The sequence below is a fragment of the Kribbella sp. NBC_00382 genome (assembly GCF_036067295.1).
Classification (GTDB): Bacteria; Actinomycetota; Actinomycetes; order Propionibacteriales; family Kribbellaceae; genus Kribbella.
The window spans coordinates 4588670-4604208 of the sequence record NZ_CP107954.1 but is presented as its reverse complement, the minus strand read 5'-3'; the positions used below and the strand labels follow the sequence as shown (position 1 = coordinate 4604208).

18 protein-coding genes and 1 tRNA gene are annotated in these 15539 nt (G+C 67.6%); 4 read left to right on the top strand and 15 right to left on the bottom strand.

The window, feature by feature from the left end; genetic code table 11:
* Positions 1 to 92: 92 nt before the first annotated feature.
* From OHA70_RS22305 to OHA70_RS22285, 5 genes are all read right to left on the bottom strand, one after another.
* Positions 93 to 1439, bottom strand: a complete 1347-nt coding sequence (locus OHA70_RS22305) for a M15 family metallopeptidase (protein WP_328320647.1) — start codon at positions 1437 to 1439, stop codon at positions 93 to 95.
* A 101-nt stretch (positions 1440 to 1540) separates the two neighbouring features.
* The gene (gene dapC / locus OHA70_RS22300; RefSeq protein ID WP_328320645.1) at positions 1541 to 2647 is read right to left on the bottom strand and encodes a succinyldiaminopimelate transaminase; all 1107 of its coding nucleotides are present in this window, start codon (positions 2645 to 2647) and stop codon (positions 1541 to 1543) included.
* Complete coding sequence (locus OHA70_RS22295) at positions 2644 to 3579, bottom strand: alpha/beta fold hydrolase (protein WP_328320643.1); 936 nt, start codon at positions 3577 to 3579, stop codon at positions 2644 to 2646. The genes dapC and OHA70_RS22295 overlap by 4 nt, the downstream gene beginning before the upstream one ends.
* A gap of 22 nt (positions 3580 to 3601) precedes the next feature.
* A complete protein-coding gene (locus OHA70_RS22290) occupies positions 3602 to 4198 on the bottom strand; it encodes a TetR/AcrR family transcriptional regulator (protein ID WP_328320641.1) in 597 nt (198 codons plus the stop codon).
* Positions 4199 to 4240: 42 nt separating this feature from the next.
* Entirely contained in the window at positions 4241 to 4717 is a 477-nt protein-coding gene (locus OHA70_RS22285) for a MarR family winged helix-turn-helix transcriptional regulator (protein WP_328320639.1), read from the bottom strand.
* A gap of 89 nt (positions 4718 to 4806) precedes the next feature.
* On the opposite strand from OHA70_RS22285, the gene OHA70_RS22280 reads away from it, so the two are divergent.
* Positions 4807 to 5184 carry a DoxX family protein gene (locus OHA70_RS22280; protein ID WP_328320637.1) on the top strand — a complete coding sequence of 126 codons (378 nt, stop codon included), beginning with the start codon at positions 4807 to 4809 and terminating at the stop codon, positions 5182 to 5184.
* A 65-nt stretch (positions 5185 to 5249) separates the two neighbouring features.
* On the opposite strand, the gene OHA70_RS22275 is transcribed toward OHA70_RS22280, so the two are convergent.
* The 6 genes from OHA70_RS22275 to OHA70_RS22250 are packed head-to-tail and all read right to left on the bottom strand — an operon-like array spanning position 5250 to position 10392.
* Positions 5250 to 5588: a GroES family chaperonin gene (locus OHA70_RS22275; RefSeq protein ID WP_328320635.1), complete on the bottom strand. Its 339-nt coding sequence runs from the start codon at positions 5586 to 5588 to the stop codon at positions 5250 to 5252.
* On the bottom strand, positions 5585 to 5851 hold the full coding sequence (locus OHA70_RS22270; protein WP_328320633.1) for a DUF3618 domain-containing protein: 267 nt from the start codon (positions 5849 to 5851) through the stop codon (positions 5585 to 5587). Before OHA70_RS22270 ends, OHA70_RS22275 begins: the two co-directional genes overlap by 4 nt.
* A gap of 40 nt (positions 5852 to 5891) precedes the next feature.
* Complete coding sequence (locus OHA70_RS22265) at positions 5892 to 6935, bottom strand: glucose 1-dehydrogenase (RefSeq protein ID WP_328320631.1); 1044 nt, start codon at positions 6933 to 6935, stop codon at positions 5892 to 5894.
* A 58-nt stretch (positions 6936 to 6993) separates the two neighbouring features.
* The gene (locus OHA70_RS22260; protein WP_328320629.1) at positions 6994 to 7836 is read right to left on the bottom strand and encodes a transglutaminase family protein; all 843 of its coding nucleotides are present in this window, start codon (positions 7834 to 7836) and stop codon (positions 6994 to 6996) included.
* Positions 7833 to 8780: an alpha-E domain-containing protein gene (locus tag OHA70_RS22255; RefSeq protein ID WP_328320627.1), complete on the bottom strand. Its 948-nt coding sequence runs from the start codon at positions 8778 to 8780 to the stop codon at positions 7833 to 7835. The genes OHA70_RS22260 and OHA70_RS22255 overlap by 4 nt, the downstream gene beginning before the upstream one ends.
* 16 nt (positions 8781 to 8796) lie before the next feature.
* On the bottom strand, positions 8797 to 10392 hold the full coding sequence (locus OHA70_RS22250; RefSeq protein WP_328320624.1) for a circularly permuted type 2 ATP-grasp protein: 1596 nt from the start codon (positions 10390 to 10392) through the stop codon (positions 8797 to 8799).
* 186 nt (positions 10393 to 10578) lie between these two features.
* On the opposite strand from OHA70_RS22250, the gene bcp reads away from it, so the two are divergent.
* The 3 genes from bcp to OHA70_RS22235 all read left to right on the top strand — a co-directional run bounded on the left by bcp (position 10579) and on the right by OHA70_RS22235 (position 13140).
* Entirely contained in the window at positions 10579 to 11049 is a 471-nt protein-coding gene (bcp, locus tag OHA70_RS22245) for a thioredoxin-dependent thiol peroxidase (RefSeq protein WP_328320622.1), read from the top strand.
* Positions 11050 to 11376: 327 nt separating this feature from the next.
* The gene (locus OHA70_RS22240) at positions 11377 to 13011 is read left to right on the top strand and encodes a substrate-binding domain-containing protein (RefSeq protein WP_328320621.1); all 1635 of its coding nucleotides are present in this window, start codon (positions 11377 to 11379) and stop codon (positions 13009 to 13011) included.
* A gap of 48 nt (positions 13012 to 13059) precedes the next feature.
* Positions 13060 to 13140: transfer RNA gene (locus OHA70_RS22235), tRNA-Leu, on the top strand.
* A 25-nt stretch (positions 13141 to 13165) separates the two neighbouring features.
* On the opposite strand, the gene OHA70_RS22230 is transcribed toward OHA70_RS22235, so the two are convergent.
* From OHA70_RS22230 to rph, 4 genes are all read right to left on the bottom strand, one after another.
* Positions 13166 to 13522: a hypothetical protein gene (locus OHA70_RS22230; RefSeq protein WP_328320618.1), complete on the bottom strand. Its 357-nt coding sequence runs from the start codon at positions 13520 to 13522 to the stop codon at positions 13166 to 13168.
* 107 nt (positions 13523 to 13629) lie between these two features.
* A complete protein-coding gene (locus OHA70_RS22225; protein ID WP_328320616.1) occupies positions 13630 to 14214 on the bottom strand; it encodes a hypothetical protein in 585 nt (194 codons plus the stop codon).
* A 1-nt stretch (position 14215) separates the two neighbouring features.
* Positions 14216 to 14821, bottom strand: coding sequence for an RdgB/HAM1 family non-canonical purine NTP pyrophosphatase (gene rdgB / locus OHA70_RS22220; protein ID WP_328320614.1), 606 nt, complete (start codon positions 14819 to 14821; stop codon positions 14216 to 14218).
* On the bottom strand, positions 14818 to 15534 hold the full coding sequence (rph, locus tag OHA70_RS22215; RefSeq protein ID WP_328320612.1) for a ribonuclease PH: 717 nt from the start codon (positions 15532 to 15534) through the stop codon (positions 14818 to 14820). The genes rdgB and rph overlap by 4 nt, the downstream gene beginning before the upstream one ends.
* Between the last annotated feature and the right edge of the window lie 5 nt (positions 15535 to 15539).

Sequence of the window (15539 nt, the reverse complement as noted above, 5' to 3'; positions counted from 1 at the left end):
AGGCGGTGTCGGGGTAGTAGCGGGGGTGGCGCCCGGCTCTGAGCTGCAGCCGCACAAGAGAGCAGCTGCAGCTACGGCGACCAGTACGGCTTTCACTGGGGCTCGAAGTGCTGGTAGTCGGGCTGACGCCAGCCGGCTCCCCAGAAGAAGCCTGCGCTGCGCAGTGCCTTGGTCGGCGCGCTGGTGCTGAACAGCATGCCGGGGCGGACGGTCGACCGGTTGCGGTAGGCCAGGCCGTTCGACGGGTACCAGACGTTGTTCGCTGCGAGGTACGGGTTCTCAACGGTGTTGATGTCGATCGCGTAGCCGTAGGAGTGCGGCGAGAGCGCATACGGGTTGCCGGTCACCTGGCGGCAGTTGAAGACCGAGGTGTCGTCGGCGAGCATCGCCTTGACGTCGCTGCCGCCGAACAGGTCGACGCGCTGCATCCGCCGGATCGGGAACTTCGCGTTGAAGCTCGCGGTCCAGACGGTGATCATCTTCGCCACGGCCGCGTCCCGGACGATCAGCTCACCCCGGTGGACGAGACCGTCGAAACCCCAGTAGTTCAAGGTCAGCAGGCGCAGCTGCGACGGCCTCACCGGGCAGCCGGACCGGTAGGTCTTGTTGACGTACCCCGCCCCGACGAGGGCGACCTTCGCATTGAGCAGGGCCTTGATCGTGATCACGGCATACCCGGAGGCTTCGACAGCGGCTGCCGGGACGCCAAGCGTGATGACCCGGACGGTCTTGGTCGAGGGCAGGTTGTCCGGCACCGGTACTGCGAACGTCCCGTTGGCCGCGATCCAGGCACTCGTCAGGGTCCGCCACTTGCCGCCGTACCGGTCCTGCAGGCCGACGAGCTTCTTGCCGGGCTCGGGCGGGGTGAGCTTGCCCGTCAGCGTCACACCGGTCAGCACGGTGTACGACGCGGCCGGCTTGTTCATCACCAGCGTGCGGTCGAGCACTGTGGCCGTGCGGTCCGGTGAGGAGCCGAGAGTGCCCGGGTTCTTGTTGCCGATCACCACCCGGAAGACGGCCGCACCGGGAGCCGGCCAGGTGTAGAGGAACTTGTAGGCGCCGTCGGCGATCGTGCGAGTCGAGCCGCGCAGTACCCAGGTGGTGCCCTGCTTCTGCCACAGGGTCAGGTACCAGTTCGCCAGGCCGCTCTCCATCCGGCCGGTGAGCGTAATCGGCCGGTCCTCCCAGGTGTTGGCCGGCTGGTTCAGCGTGATCGGCGTCGCCACTGCCGGGGTCGGCGGTGGGGTCGCTGGTGGCGTCGGGGTCGGTGGTGGTGTCGTTGGTGACTCGACCGGTGCCGGCGTCGGTGTGGTCACCTCAACCGCGGCCGGTGGGGTCGCAGGTGGTGTCGGGTTCTCCGCGGCTGTTGCGATCGCTGGAACCAGTCCGAGGCACAGCGCCGCCATGAAAGCGGCCGAACCCAAGGCACGAGCCTTCATGGGCCAGTCCTCCCCATATCGGGAGAGCCACCCCAGCTCTCCTCTCACCTACTAAGAGGCTTCTACCCAGGAAGACGTCACACTCTGCCCAAAAGGTTCGACTATTCGTGCAATCTCTTCACGGCGGCGTCGATCCGCTCGTCGGTACCGGTCAGCGCGACCCGCACGTGCCGCTCGCCTGCCGTGCCGTAGAAGACACCCGGCGCGACGAGGATGCCGCGCTCGGACAGTGCCTCGACAGAGCCATAGGCGTCGTACGCCGGGTTGCTGGCCCACAGGTAGAGGCCACCCTGCGACAAGGTGATCTCCCAGCCGGCAGCGGTCAGCGCATCCCGCAGTACCGTCCGGCGGCGGAGGTACCGGCCGCGCTGCTCGTCTACATGCGTGTCGTCGGCGAAGGCGGCAGCCATGGCGGCCTGGATCGGCGACGGGACCATGAGGCCGGCGTGCTTGCGTACTGCGAGCAGTTCGGCGACCACTGCCTCGTCGCCCGCTACGAAGCCCGCACGGTAGCCAGCGAGGTTGGAACGCTTGGACAGCGAGTGCACTGCGAGCAGGTTGTCGAAGCTACCGCCGCAGACGTCCGGGTGCAGCACCGACACCGGCTTGGCGTCCCAGCCGAACTCCATGTAGCACTCGTCGCTGACCAGCAGCACCTCATTGGCCCGGGCCCACTCGACAGCTGCGCGCAGCTCGTCGGCAGAGGTGATCTGGCCGGACGGGTTGCGCGGGGAGTTGAGGTAGGCGACCCGTACCGGGCCGTCGTACTGCGTGGGGTCGGCAACCGGGACGCTGGTCGCCCGGGCGAGCGCTGCACCGGCCTCGTACGTCGGGTAGGCGAGGTCAGGGATCAGTACGGTGTCACCGGCGCCGATGCCGAGCAGTGTCGGCAGCAGCATGATCAGCTCCTTGGTGCCGATCACCGGGAGGATGCCGTGCTGCGGGTCGACGTTCGGCACGTCCAGCCGCCGGGCAAGCCAGTCGACGGCCGCCTGGCGCGCAGTACCGGTCCCGATGGTCGTCGGGTACGCCGGTGCGTCGGCAGCGTCCGCCAGAGCCTTCTTCACCAGCTCAGGCACCGGGTCGACCGGGCTACCGATCGAGAGGTCCACGATCCCGTCGGGGTGAGCCGCCGCCTTCTGCTTGAAGGGGGCGAGCTTGTCCCAGGGAAAGTCGGGCAGACGACTGGAGGTGGGTGCGAAGGTCACCCCTGCATTGTCTCCTGTGCGGCTTCCGGGTGGTCAGCGACCGCCCGCTCTGTGGAACCTTCGGTGAGGAAGGTGGTGGCCGCCTCGACGACAGTGGGGTCGCGGAGGACCCGGTTGTGGCCCAGGCCATCGGTCAGGTGGAGTTTGGCGTCCGGCCAGACGTTGACGACGGCGATGCTGCCGTCGGGCGAGGTTTCGCGGTCCGAGCGGTCGTGGATCACCAGCAGGGCGGGCAGCTCGCGCTCCTCGGCCAGGGCGTCGACGATCACCGGGACGGTGTAGCTCTCCATCGGGCCGAACCTGCGATTGAACCGACGCAGGAAGCCGTTCCTGATGCGGGGGCCGAAGCCGAGGTGGGCCTCGTACTGCACCAGCCCCTCACGGAAGTCGGTCGCCGTCGCGAGAAACACGATCCGCCGCGTGCCGAACCCGTCCCGCAACGCCAAGGTCACCGCAGCCGCCCCCAGCGAATGCGCGATCACCCCGTACGCCGGTCCGTACGCCGCGACCACCGCTTCGAACGCATCAGCCAACTCCGGCAACGTCGACCGCTGTGCCCCGTCGCGACCAGGTTCGGACTCTCCATGACTCGGCGCATCGAAGGCGACCACACGGAAGCCCGCCTCGAGCAACGGCGGAATGAACGCGGCCAGCTGAAGCCCCCACCCGCCCCACCCATGAACGAGATAGATCGTCGGCCCATCACCCCAACTACGCCCACGCACCAGACCGTTCTCGAACGGCAACTCCAGCAGCACCGGTTCCGGCAACTCCACCCGCAGCCGCTTGGCCTTCTCGGAGACCTCGGGCAGGCGGAACCAGATGGTGTCCAGCATCTTCGCGCCCACCGCCGGCGCGACCCACTCGAGCACCTGGAAGATCCTGCGCTGTCTATTTATCGACCGACCGTTCGTGCTTTTCTTCGCCGCCATGACTACTCCTCAGGGGAAGGATTCAGATCCTGGCCGCCCGGAGCAGCGCCTCGAAAGCGGCGCGGGCCCGATCCTCGGCCTGGGGGTCGGCCAGCAACCGACTGGCCAGGTGGTACGACATCAGCACACCGCGGATGTCGAAGGCGTACTGCTCCGGGTCCGCGTCGGGACGGAACTGCCCCTCGCTGATCCCGGTCCGGAAGACGGTGGTGATCGTGTCGACGTAGTCGCGCTCGATCTGCACCACCCGATCGCGCACGGGTCCGGGCGGCGCGTCGTCCAGCTCGGCCGACACGCTGGTGAAGAAACACCCGCCAGGCAAGGCGAGATCGCCGTTGTCCCAGCGCAGTTTGCGGTCGAACAACTCCCGCAACCGGGGCTCGCCGCGCGGCTCCTTGAGCGCCGGCCGCAACACCCGCTCGGCGAACAGCTCGCCGGCCCAGTCGATCACCGCGACCTGCAACTGCTCCTTGGACCGGAAATGCCCGAACAGCCCGCTCTTCGAAAGACCGGTCCGCTCCGCGAGCAGCCCGATGGTGAGACCGCCGAGCCCGACCAGGCTGACCTGGCGGGCCGCCTCGTCCAATACCGCGGCGCGCGTCTCTTCACCCTTGCTCACGAGATCAATAAAAGCACGGTCGTTCGGATCAGAGCAAGCTATTTAGCAGGACCTGCCCGGATCGACCTTCCGGTGGATCGCGTCGCCGATCTCCTTGAGCTGCGCCAACTGCTCAGGAGTCAGCGCATCGATCACGTACTCCCGTACGGCCGCCACATGCCCCGGTGCCGCCGCGACGACCTGCTCCCACCCAGCCTCGGTGAGCTCGGCGACCGTGATCCGGCCATCCTCGACGTCTGGCCTGCGTACGACGAAGCCACGCTTCTCGAGTCGCTTCACCACATGCGACAGCCTGGAGAGCGACCCGTTTGCGAAGCCGGCCAACTCGCTCATCCGGCGCGAGCGGTTCGGCGACTCGGACAGCCCGGCCATCACCAGGTACTCGAAATGAGTCAGCCCCGAGTCGCGCTGCAGCTGATAGTCGAGCGCGCCGGGCAGCTTGAACATCAGTGCCGCAAGCGACATCCAGGCCGCGAGCTCGTCCGGCGCGAGCCAGCGCACCTCATCCTCCCCGGTCATACCGACAGTCTAGCGACTTAGTTGACGCTTCAAGTCATCATGGCTAGGGTTGACGCATCAACTAACACCACGAGAGCGGATCGTCACTGATGAATGTGTTTCTCTGGATCGTCGCGGGCGTCCTGGCCGCGTTCTTCCTCGCCGCGGGTCTCACCAAGCTGAGCCAATCGAAGGCCAAGCTCAACGAGAACCCGCAGATGGCCTGGACCAAGGACTTCTCCGCGGGCACGCTCAAGCTGATCGGCGCCGCCGAGGCGCTCGGCGCTCTCGGCCTGATCCTGCCGGGCGCCTTCGACATCGCTCCGGTGCTCGTCCCGCTGGCCGCATCCGGCCTGGCGATCATCATGATCGGCGCGATCATCACCCACGCCCGGCGCAAGGAGCCGCAGCCGATCATCATCAACGCGGTGATCCTGGTACTGGCCCTGGTGGTCGCGATCTTCCGCTTCGGCCCGAACAGCTTCTGAGCAGAAATGCGGCCGCCGCGGCACTGGGATCAGTGCTGCGGCGGCCGCGTACGTAGTACCGGGAACTAGAGGTAGAGGCCGGTCTGGCCGTCTTCGAGGCGGCCGGCGGCGACCGCGTGCAGGTCGCGTTCGCGGAGCAGGACGTAGTCGTCGCCGCGGACCTCGACCTCGGCGCGGTCCTCGGGGTCGAACAGCACCCGGTCGCCGACCTCGACGGTCCGGACGTTGGAGCCGACCGCCACCACCTTCGCCCAGGCGAGCCGGCGGCCCATCTGCGCGGTCGCCGGGATCAGGATGCCGGCCGAGGACTTGCGCTCGCCCTCGGTCTCGATCGAGACCAGCACCCGGTCGTGCAGCATCCGGATCGGCAGCTTGTCGTCGGCCAGCCGCTTGCGAGCCGTCACCGGCGGCCCACCAGCTTGCGGATCATGATCAGCATGCCGAGAACACCTACCGCCGCGGCCCCGACGGCGACCAACTTCTGGGTGCGCAACTGGCCGCGCTCGTCGAACACCTGGGCCTTGGCCTGCTCGACCTGCCGCTTGGCGACGTTCTTCGGGTGCGTCCGGTCGACCAGCTCATCGACGGTCGAGGCCAGTCGGGCGCGGGTGGCGGCGATGTCCGCCTCGATCTGCTCGGTGGTCCGAGCCTTCGTCGTCTCCGACACCTGGGGCTCCCTTCACGGTGTTTGATCACATCCTTGCAGGTCAACTCTGGAGGTCCACGACCACCTTGATGTCGCCCGGCTCCTTCGTCAGCGCCGACGGCCACTTGGAGAGCGGCACCGACCGCGTGATGAGCCGCTCCAGCCAGGCCCGGTCTGCGGCCAGCAGGACGTCCACGGCATCCGCGTAGTGTCGCTTGGCCGCATTCACCGTCCCGACCAGCGCAGCGTTCCGTACTACGAGCTGCCGCGTCAGCGCGTCCAGCTGTACGTCGATGGAGGCCGGGCCGGGCGAGATCCCGGTCAGGCACATCACACCGGCCGGTGGCAGCAGCTTGGCGCAGTCGAACACGAGCTGCCCGGCCCCGGTCGCCTCGACCACCACGTCGGGCGCCACTGTCAGGTCGGAGAGGTCATTGAGGTACTCCGCGCCGAGGTCCCGCACCAGTTGCGGCTTGGGGCCGTCGGTGGCTAGGTCGAGCACATGCACGGTGTACCCGCGCTGGCTGGCGATCAGTGCGGCCAGTAGCCCGATGGGTCCGGCCCCGGTGACCAGCACGTGCTCCGGGCCGTACCAGGATCGGGCGCCGACCCTGGCGATCTGGTCCCACGCCTTGGTGAGGATGCTGGCCGGCTCGACCAGTACGCCGAGGTGCCCGAGTTGCTGTGGAACCGGGACGGCGTAGTACGGGTCTACTCGCCAGCGCTCGGCACCGTAGCCGTCCATCTCCTTGATGCCCCGTTCGGTGTAGCGGCCGTTGCGGCAGAAGTCCCACTCGCCGCGTGCGCAGGCCGGGCAGGGCTCAGGGTCGGGGCGGCGGACTATGCCTGCCACCAAGTCGCCAGTAGCGAAGCCAGAGCCCGCCGGCGCCTCTAGGACCCGACCTAGCGACTCATGCCCGATCACCAGCCTGTCGGCGCCTGGACGGCCAGTACCGAAGAGGCCACTGCACAGCTCGATATCCGTGCCGCAGATCCCTGCGAGCAGTCCCTCGACCAGGACCGAGCCGTCGGACTCCGGCGGCTCCGGTACCTCGCCGACCGACGCAGAGTCAGCCTTGCCCGGCACCACCGTCATCGCCCGCATGAGACCACTCTGCCCCATTCGGACCGGTTGAAGCCGTCATTCAGACCGGTTGAAGCCGTCAGGCGAGGCGGGTGATGTCGACGGTGACATCGATGGCCGTGGCGGCTCCTCCCGAGTAGATGCCTTTCAGCGGCGACACGTCCCCGTAGTCACGACCAGTGGCGACCCACACGTGCCGGTGAGCGATCGGGATGTCGTTAGTCGGGTCGTACCCCCACCAGCCACCCGTCCATGCCTCGATCCACGCATGGCTCTCCCCGACCACCGTCTCCCCCACCGCCGCATCAGCCTTGGTATGGAGGTAACCGGAGACATACCGAGCCGGTACGCCGACAGCGCGGAGCATCGCCAGCGACAGGTGCGCGTAGTCCTGGCAGACGCCTTCACCGGCCTGCCACGCGTCCACTGCCGACGAGTGCACGCCAGTGGTGCCGCGCTGGTAGGTCAAGGTCTCGTGCACCCACCTAGAGACAGCCAGGACGGTCTCTGCCGGGCTGAGCCCCCTGCGGAGGCCTCTGGCGATCGCAGCAAGCTCCTTGTTCTTGGGGACGTACTCCGCGAACTCCAGGTACTCGCCGTACCGGTCGAGGCTCTGGGGCGAGCGGACGTCTGCCCAGGTCGCCTCCTCGTCCGGGGTGGGCTGGGTGGCGGTCTCGACGACCGAGGCCGCGATGACCTTCAGTTCGGTGTGTGGAGCGTGCAGGTCGAAGGAGTTGACCTCGGTGCCCCAGTAGTCGGTGTAGCGGTAGGACCGGGTGGCCGGGATCGTCTCCAGCCGGGCCACCATGAGGTTCTGCCGGTCGTCGCTGCGCGGAGTGAGCCGTGCTTCGTTGTAGGACTGTGTGACGGCTGTCGCATATCTGTAGCCGGTCGTGTGGACGACCCGGAGACGCCACTTCACAGGTTCACCTCCGCGTTGTTCCACTCCACCCACGGCACTGCATGGAAGTACTGCTGCGACACGGCCTCGCCCACCTCGCGCACGGTCACCTGCAGAGCCTGCAGCCGTCCGGTGAGGTCGTCGAGCAGCTCGGCCGGGCGCAGGAACTCCAGGTCGCTCCTGGCCTTCCCGAGCAGCCTGCTGGCCTCCGCACTCGCTCCGATGCGAGCGGACGGGCCGCGGTCGAGCTCCTCCAGGCAGGCCTCGGCCTTGGTCAGCGCGTGGAACACCGACCGCGGGAACAGCCGGTCCATCAGCAGGAACTGGACTACCCGGGACGCATCCAGCGCACCCCGGTACGTCCGCAGGTACGTGTCATGGGCGCCCGCTGACCGCAGTACTGTCACCCACCCCGGCGACGTGGGCTTGTCGCCCACTCGGGACATCAGCAGTCGCACGATCATGTCTACGCGCTCAACCGACCGGCCGAGCACCAGGAAGCGCCAACCGTCGTCCCGGCTCATCGTGGAGTCCGCTAGCCCGGCGAACATCGCAGCGCGGTCCTCTACGAAGGTGAAGAACTCGTGTGGGCCTACCCGGCGAGCAGCGCGCTGCCGCTCGGGTACTGCGTTCCACATCGAGTTGATGCAGTGCCACAGCTCGCTGGACACCACCTCTCGCGCTACCCGGGTGTTCTCGCGGGCGCTGGAGATGGACGACACGATCGAGCCCGAGCGGTCCGGGGACATCGCCACGAGCTCAGTCAGCGTCCACACGTCCAGCGTGGTTCCCTTGGGCGGTTCGATACCCAGTACGGCCAGCAGCCGGCGACTGGCCGTGTCGGCGTCCACGGTCGCGTCCTCGAGCAGTTGGTGCACCGACACGTCGAGGATCCGTGCGGTGTCGTCCGCGCGTTCGACGTACCGGCCGATCCAGTACAGCGACTCGGCATTACGTGCGAGCATCGTCAGCACCTCCCCATCACTGTTGCTGCTGTTGGGCGACGTTGAGCTCCGGGCCCTGCTCCGGAGTACTGGCCTCCTCCGAGCGCAGACCGGCCGCGGCCAGGCCCCGGCCGCGCAGCTCCGCGTTCTCGTCGGACGCCCTGGCCGCCAGCACCCAGGTGTCCTTGGAGCCGCCGCCCTGGGACGAGTTCACGATCAGGCTGCCCTCCGGGATCGCCACCCGGGTCAGGCCGCCGGGCAGGACGAACACGGACTCGCCGTCGTTCACAGCGAACGGCCGCAGGTCCACATGTCTCGGCTGCAGCCGCTCCCCGACCTTGGTCGGCACAGTCGACAGCTGTACTACGGGTTGCGCGATCCACCCGCGTGGGTTGCTCCGGATCCGGCGGCGCTGGGCGGCAAGCTCCTTGGCCGACGCATCCGGGCCGAACACGATGCCGTAGCCGCCCGAGCCCTCCACCGGCTTGGTGACCAGCTCGTCCAGCCGGTCGAGCACCTCGTCGTGCTCAGCGGGCAGCCAGCAGCGGAAGGTGTCCACGTTCGGCAGCAGCGGGGTCTCGCCCAGGTAGTACTTCAGGATCTCCGGCAGATAGGTGTAGACCAGCTTGTCGTCGCCGACCCCGTTCCCGATGGCATTGGCGACCACTACGTTGCCGGCCCGCGCTGCGTTCACCAGGCCCGCGACGCCGAGCACTGAGTCCGGTACGAAATGCACTGGGTCCAGGAACTCGTCGTCGATGCGCCGGTAGATCACGTCCACCCGCTGCTCGCCCTCGGTGGTCCGCAGGTAGATGACGTTGTTGCGGGCGAACAGGTCCCGCCCCTCGACCAGCTCGACACCCATCTGCCGGGCCAGCAGCGAGTGCTCGAAGTACGCCGAGTTGTAGACACCAGGGGTCAAGACGACCACGTTCGGGTCCGTAGTACCGGATGGTGCCGCTGCACGCAGGGAACGGAGGAGGTGGACGGCGTAGTCGCCGACTGCGCGCACCCGGTGCTTGGCGAAGAGGTCGGGGAACACCCGGGCCATGGTCCGGCGGTTCTCCATCACGTAGGACACCCCGGACGGGCTGCGCAGGTTGTCCTCCAGCACCCGGAAGTCGCCCTGCTCGTCCCGTACTACGTCGATGCCGGCCACATGGATCCGGACACCGTTCGGCGGGGCGATACCGGCCGCCTGGCGGTGGAAGTGCTCGCAGGAGGTGATCAGCCTGCGGGGCAGTACGCCGTCCGCCACGATCTGCTGGTCGCCGTAGATGTCCGCCAGGAAGGCCTCCAGCGCCCGGACCCGCTGGACGATGCCGCGCTCCAGCCGGGCCCACTCGGAGGCGGTGATGACGCGCGGGACCAGGTCGAGCGGGAACGGCCGCTCCTCGCCCGACAGCGAGAACGTGATGCCCTGGTCGACCAGCGCCCGGTCGAGCGCCTCGGACCTGGCCGTCAGGTCGGCGGGCTGCAGCGGCGTCAGCGACTCGTGCAACCGCCGGTACGCGGGCCGCACCTCCTCGGCGAGGTCGAACATCTCGTCGTACGCGTCGGCATGCGGCCGCCCCGGATCGAGGTAGCCGTCGAACAACTGTGGGCCAGCGGGGCGGATCGATGCGCGGCTCATCTCCGAATCTTCACCCACGGACGTCCACCTCGCACCCGGATCCGGCGTCAGTTTTCCCGCACGTAACAAGCGAACCGCATCCGTGTAACACAAGCGCTTGCTCTTGCCGGGAGCCGCTTGAGCACCTGTCGGCGGCGTACGGCAGAATGTCGGACAATCACCGGATCCGTTTTTGGGAGGGCACTGATGTCCGAACGTCTGTCCGTCGGCGACGCGGCACCCGACTTCACCCTTCCCGACGCGGACGGCAACGACGTCTCGCTGGCCTCGCTGCGCGGCAAGAGCGTGATCGTGTACTTCTACCCGGCCGCGATGACGCCGGGCTGCACCAAGCAGGCCTGCGACTTCCGCGACTCGCTCGACTCGCTGCAGGCCCACGGGTACGCCGTGCTCGGCATCTCGCCGGACAAGCCGGCCAAGCTGGCGAAGTTCCGCGAGCGCGACGGCGTGACCTTCCCGCTGCTCAGCGACCCGGACAAAGAGGTGCTGCAGGCGTACGGCGCGTTCGGTGAGAAGACGATGTACGGCAAGAAGGTGACCGGGGTGATCCGGTCGACGTTCGTCGTCGACGCGGACGGCAAGATCGCGGTCGCGCAGTACAACGTGAAGGCCACCGGGCACGTTGCGAAGTTGCGCCGCGATCTCGGCCTCGACTGATTGTCAGGACAATTCGCGAAGGTAAACCCGCAACCGTTTCATAACGCTGGTCCATGGAACGGTCGTTTGAGCAAGCGGGTCGGTGTGATTTGGATCACATCAGGTTGTGACCTGTTCGAAGCGGAAACACTACGTTCCGTCATAATTCCCGACCTCTGAGGGACGAGCAGTACTGCGAGCGCGGTCTGCGTCCAGTTGCGACCCCCCATCTACTGGATGGACATCGGCCGCGCTCTTCGCCCTGACCAGTGCAAACCGGGTAATCTGCGCGCGCAGTCTGCCTCTGGGAGGGAGGGACCTGCCGCGATGGGAAAACACTCCTCTGCGGTGACGAAAAGTAACAACAACAACAACCGGCGTCCGCTGTACCTGACGGCCGCCGGGCTACTGGTGCTGTCGTTGGGCGCCGTGTTTGTGGTCCGCTCCTTCGGGTCGGAATCGGGTGCGGACGGATTCCTGGGTGGTGGTTCTTGTAAGGAGAAGACCCAGATCCGGCTGAGCACCACGCCCGAGATCCAGCCCCTGCTGGAAACGGCGGCCAAGGCGGTGGCGAACCGGAAGGACGACAGCAGCACCGCCTGCCTGCAGTTCACGATCACCGCGGCCCCCTCGGCCAAGGTGGCCCGGGACATCTCGAACAACGCGGAGGGCCGGCCCGATCTCTGGGTGCCGGACTCCTCGCTGTGGGTGTCCCAGGCCGATGACGGCCAGTCCGTGCCGACGATCGCCGTCCCGTCGGTCGCGACCTCACCGCTGGTACTGGTCGGGCGGTCGGACAACTTCGCCGACACCTCGTCCTGGCTCGGCACGTTCTCCAAGACCAAGCCGGCTCTGCTCGACCCGTTGACCCAGTCACCGGGCGCGCTGGCTCTGCTCGCCGTCCAGGCGGAGCGGGCGAAGACGACCGCCTCCGAGACCCAGGTGGGCCAGATCATCGTGCCGCTGGCCCAGAAGCTCGGGTCGATGGCCAAGCCGTACACGGATGTGAACGGCTTGCTCGGGCGAGCCGGACAGGCCGACAGCGAAATCGTCGTACCGGCCTCGGAGCAGAGCTTCGTCAAGTACCAGGACGAACACCCCGACTCGGAGTTGAAGGCGGTCGTGCCGCGGACCGGCACGCTGCTGCTCGACTACCCGATCGTGGTGACGGCGTCGTCGAACAACGAGGTGTACTCCGACGCGGGCAAGGCCCTCGGCGAGGAGTTGATCAACAACTCGATCGCCCAGGCCCGTGACGACGCGGGCTTCCGGGACGCGCTGGTGAGCGACCTGGGTGGCGGACGTGGCGTCGGTGCGATCAGCCGGCTCACCGCACCGTCCACGGCGGCGATCAACAAGGTACTGGGCGACTGGAACCGGCTCTCGCTGTCGGCCCACTCGCTCGCGGTGATCGACATCTCCGGCTCGATGGCCGAGAAGGTCGGCAACAAGACCCGGATGCAGCTCACGAAAGAGGCGGCGGTCGGCGGCCTGAAGCTGTTCCCGAACAACGCGGCTCTCGGCCTCTGGACGTTCTCGACGAAGATCGGGAAGGATAACGCCGACTTCAGGGAACTCGTCCCGATCGGCAAACTGTCGGACGCCCAGCGGCAGAAGATCACCACCGCGCTGGCGCCCCAGCAGGCGATCAAGGGTGGCAGCACCGGTCTGTACGACACCGCGATCGCGGCTGTCCAAGCAGTCCGCAGCAGTTACGACCCGAGCGCCGTGAACGCCGTCCTGCTCTTCACGGACGGCAAGAACGACGATCCGGGCAGCCTCTCGCTGGCCCAGACCGTCGCGATCCTGAAAGCTACGAAGGACTCGGGGCGCCCGGTCCGGATCATCGCCTTGGGCATGGGCCCGGACGTCGACCTGACCGAGCTCCAGGCCCTGGCCACCGCCACCGGCGGCCAGGCGTACGTCGCGAAGAACCCGCAGGACCTGCAGACCGTCTTCATCAACGCCCTGCAGAGCCGCTGAACGATCGGCGTCCCCCTAAGATGTCTCCAGGGGGACGCCGATCCTCCAGCCAGAGTGGTGGAATGGCAGACACGCCGGCTTTAGGTGCCGGTGCCCCCGGGCGTGCGGGTTCAAGTCCCGCCTCTGGCACAACCCTTCGTACTACGGCCGGTTGTTAGCTGACTATGCCGTGAGCCGTGTTCCACTTCTTGGCGCCTTGGTAGGCGTCGATCATTCCCCAGACCCAGACGGCGGGGAGTAGGACGAAGCCGATGATGACCAGGCAGAGGACCCAGGCCACGCAGTAGGCGGCGAAGATCGCGATGCCGAGGCCGACGTTGCCGTTGATCAGGGTGCCCAGACCGGGGATGAAGAACGACGCGACGAGCGCCAGTCCCGGATTCTTGGGCGCCACCTGCTGCGGATAGCCGATGCCGTACGGCTGTGGTTGCATCGGCGGTAGCTGGACATCCTGTGGCTGCACGTACGGCTGCTGATCCGGGTGCTGCCACTCCGGATACTGCTGTGACATGGTTCTCCCCCTCATCCCCGAGCCCCCTCGGGATGAGTGTCACCGTAACGCTCCGTGCTGAATCTGCCTAGGGCCTGGCGTTGATCGTTCGAAACCGTGACCGTCGGTCAGATCGAGGCTAGGTAGGCCTTGCCTCGGGGGGAGAGTTCGTAGCCGGTTTCTAGGCTGTAGGTGAGGCCTAGGTTTTTTAGTTTGCGGACGTCGAGTTTGAAGGTGGGGGTGTCGCGGCCTAGGTCTGCGGCCAGGTCGCCGGCTCGGACGGTTGGCTTTTCCTGGATTTTTTGGAGTACTGCGGTGGTCCAGGCGCCGTGGCGGCTGAGGGAGTCGAGTTTGGCCAGGCGGGTGCGGAGGTCTTCGAGGTCTTCGGGGGTCAGGTCCGCGGTGGCGGCCAGTTCCTCGCGGGGGTCTGGGCCTTCGACCAGGTGGAACTTGATCAGGAAGGTGGGCCAGTCCTCGTTGCCGCGGAGGCGGCGGCGGACGTCCCGGGCGTTCTGGCGGTCGGCGGCGAAGATGTCGTCGTCGTAGTCGGAGATCAGCTCCGGGTTGACCTGCCGGACGCTGTCGATCTCGATCCGGCCGGCGTTGGTCCGGTAGACCCGGCCCTCGACCACGCGGGGCTCGGCCCAGCGCCGGTACGCCGCGGTGATCTTGCCCGACTCGACGCCGTCTTTGTCTGGTCCAGCGAACAACATGTCAGGCCTCCAGTGCCTTTGCCACGATCGGCGCCAGCTCACGCAGCGCCTTGCCGCGATGGCTGATCGCGTCCTTCTCCTCGATCGACAGCTCGGCCGTCGTCCGGTCGTACCCCTCGGCGGCGAACAGCACGTCGTACCCGAAGCCGCCGCTCCCCCGCAGCTCACGGATCACGTGTCCGGGCATCTCGCCGCGCACGACCACATCCTCAAAGCCCTCACGCACGAGGGCGACAGCGGCCACGAAGGAGGCGGTCCGGCGCTCATCCGGTACGTCCTCGAGCTGGCCGAGCAGCAGCACGTTGTTGGCGTGGTTGTCCTTGGCCGGTCCCGACCAGCGCGCGGACAGTACGCCGGGCATGCCGTTCAGCGCGTCGACGCAGATGCCGCTGTCGTCCGCGATCGACGGCAACCCGGTCGCGGCCAGCGCGGCATGGGCCTTCAGCAACGCGTTGCCCTCGAAGGTCGGCTCGGTCTCGGCCGGCTCCTCGTACGCCGGTACGTCGCCCAGCCCGAGCACCTCGATGCCGGGCACGATCGGCGCGAGAATGCGGCGGAGCTCCTCGAGCTTCTTCTTGTTGTTCGAGGCGAGTAGCACCTTGGTCACGCCAGCGCCTCCAACTGCAGCTTGGTCAGCTCGGCGCAGCCCGTCGTTCCGAGGTCGAGCAGGCTGTTCAGCTCGTCGCGGTCGAACGGCGCGCCCTCGGCCGTGCCCTGCACCTCGATGAACTTGCCGTCGCCGGTCAGTACCAGGTTCATGTCGGTCTCGGCCCGGACGTCCTCCTCGTAGCAGAGGTCGAGCATCGGGGCGCCGTCGATGATGCCGACCGACACCGCGGAGACCGAGCCGGTCAGCGGCTCGCCCTTCAGTGCCTTGCGGTCGCGGAGGAAGGAGACCGCGTCGGCCAGGGCCACGTACGCGCCGGTGATCGCGGCGGTACGGGTGCCTCCGTCGGCCTGCAGGACGTCGCAGTCGAGCAGGATGGTGTTCTCACCGAGGGCCTTGTAGTCGATCACGGCCCGCAGTGAACGGCCGATCAGCCGGGAGATCTCGTGCGTACGGCCACCGATCCGGCCCTTCACCGACTCGCGGTCCGAGCGGGTGTTCGTCGAGCGCGGGAGCATCGCGTACTCCGCGCTGACCCAACCGAGGCCGGACCCCTTGCGCCAGCGCGGCACGCCTTCGGTCACGCTGGCCGCGCAGAGCACCCGCGTCTTGCCGAACTCCACCAGCACCGACCCCTCGGCGTGGTCGAGCCACTTCCGCGTCAGGGTCACCGGCCGGAGCTGATCAGGGGTACGTCCATCGATACGAGCCATGCCGG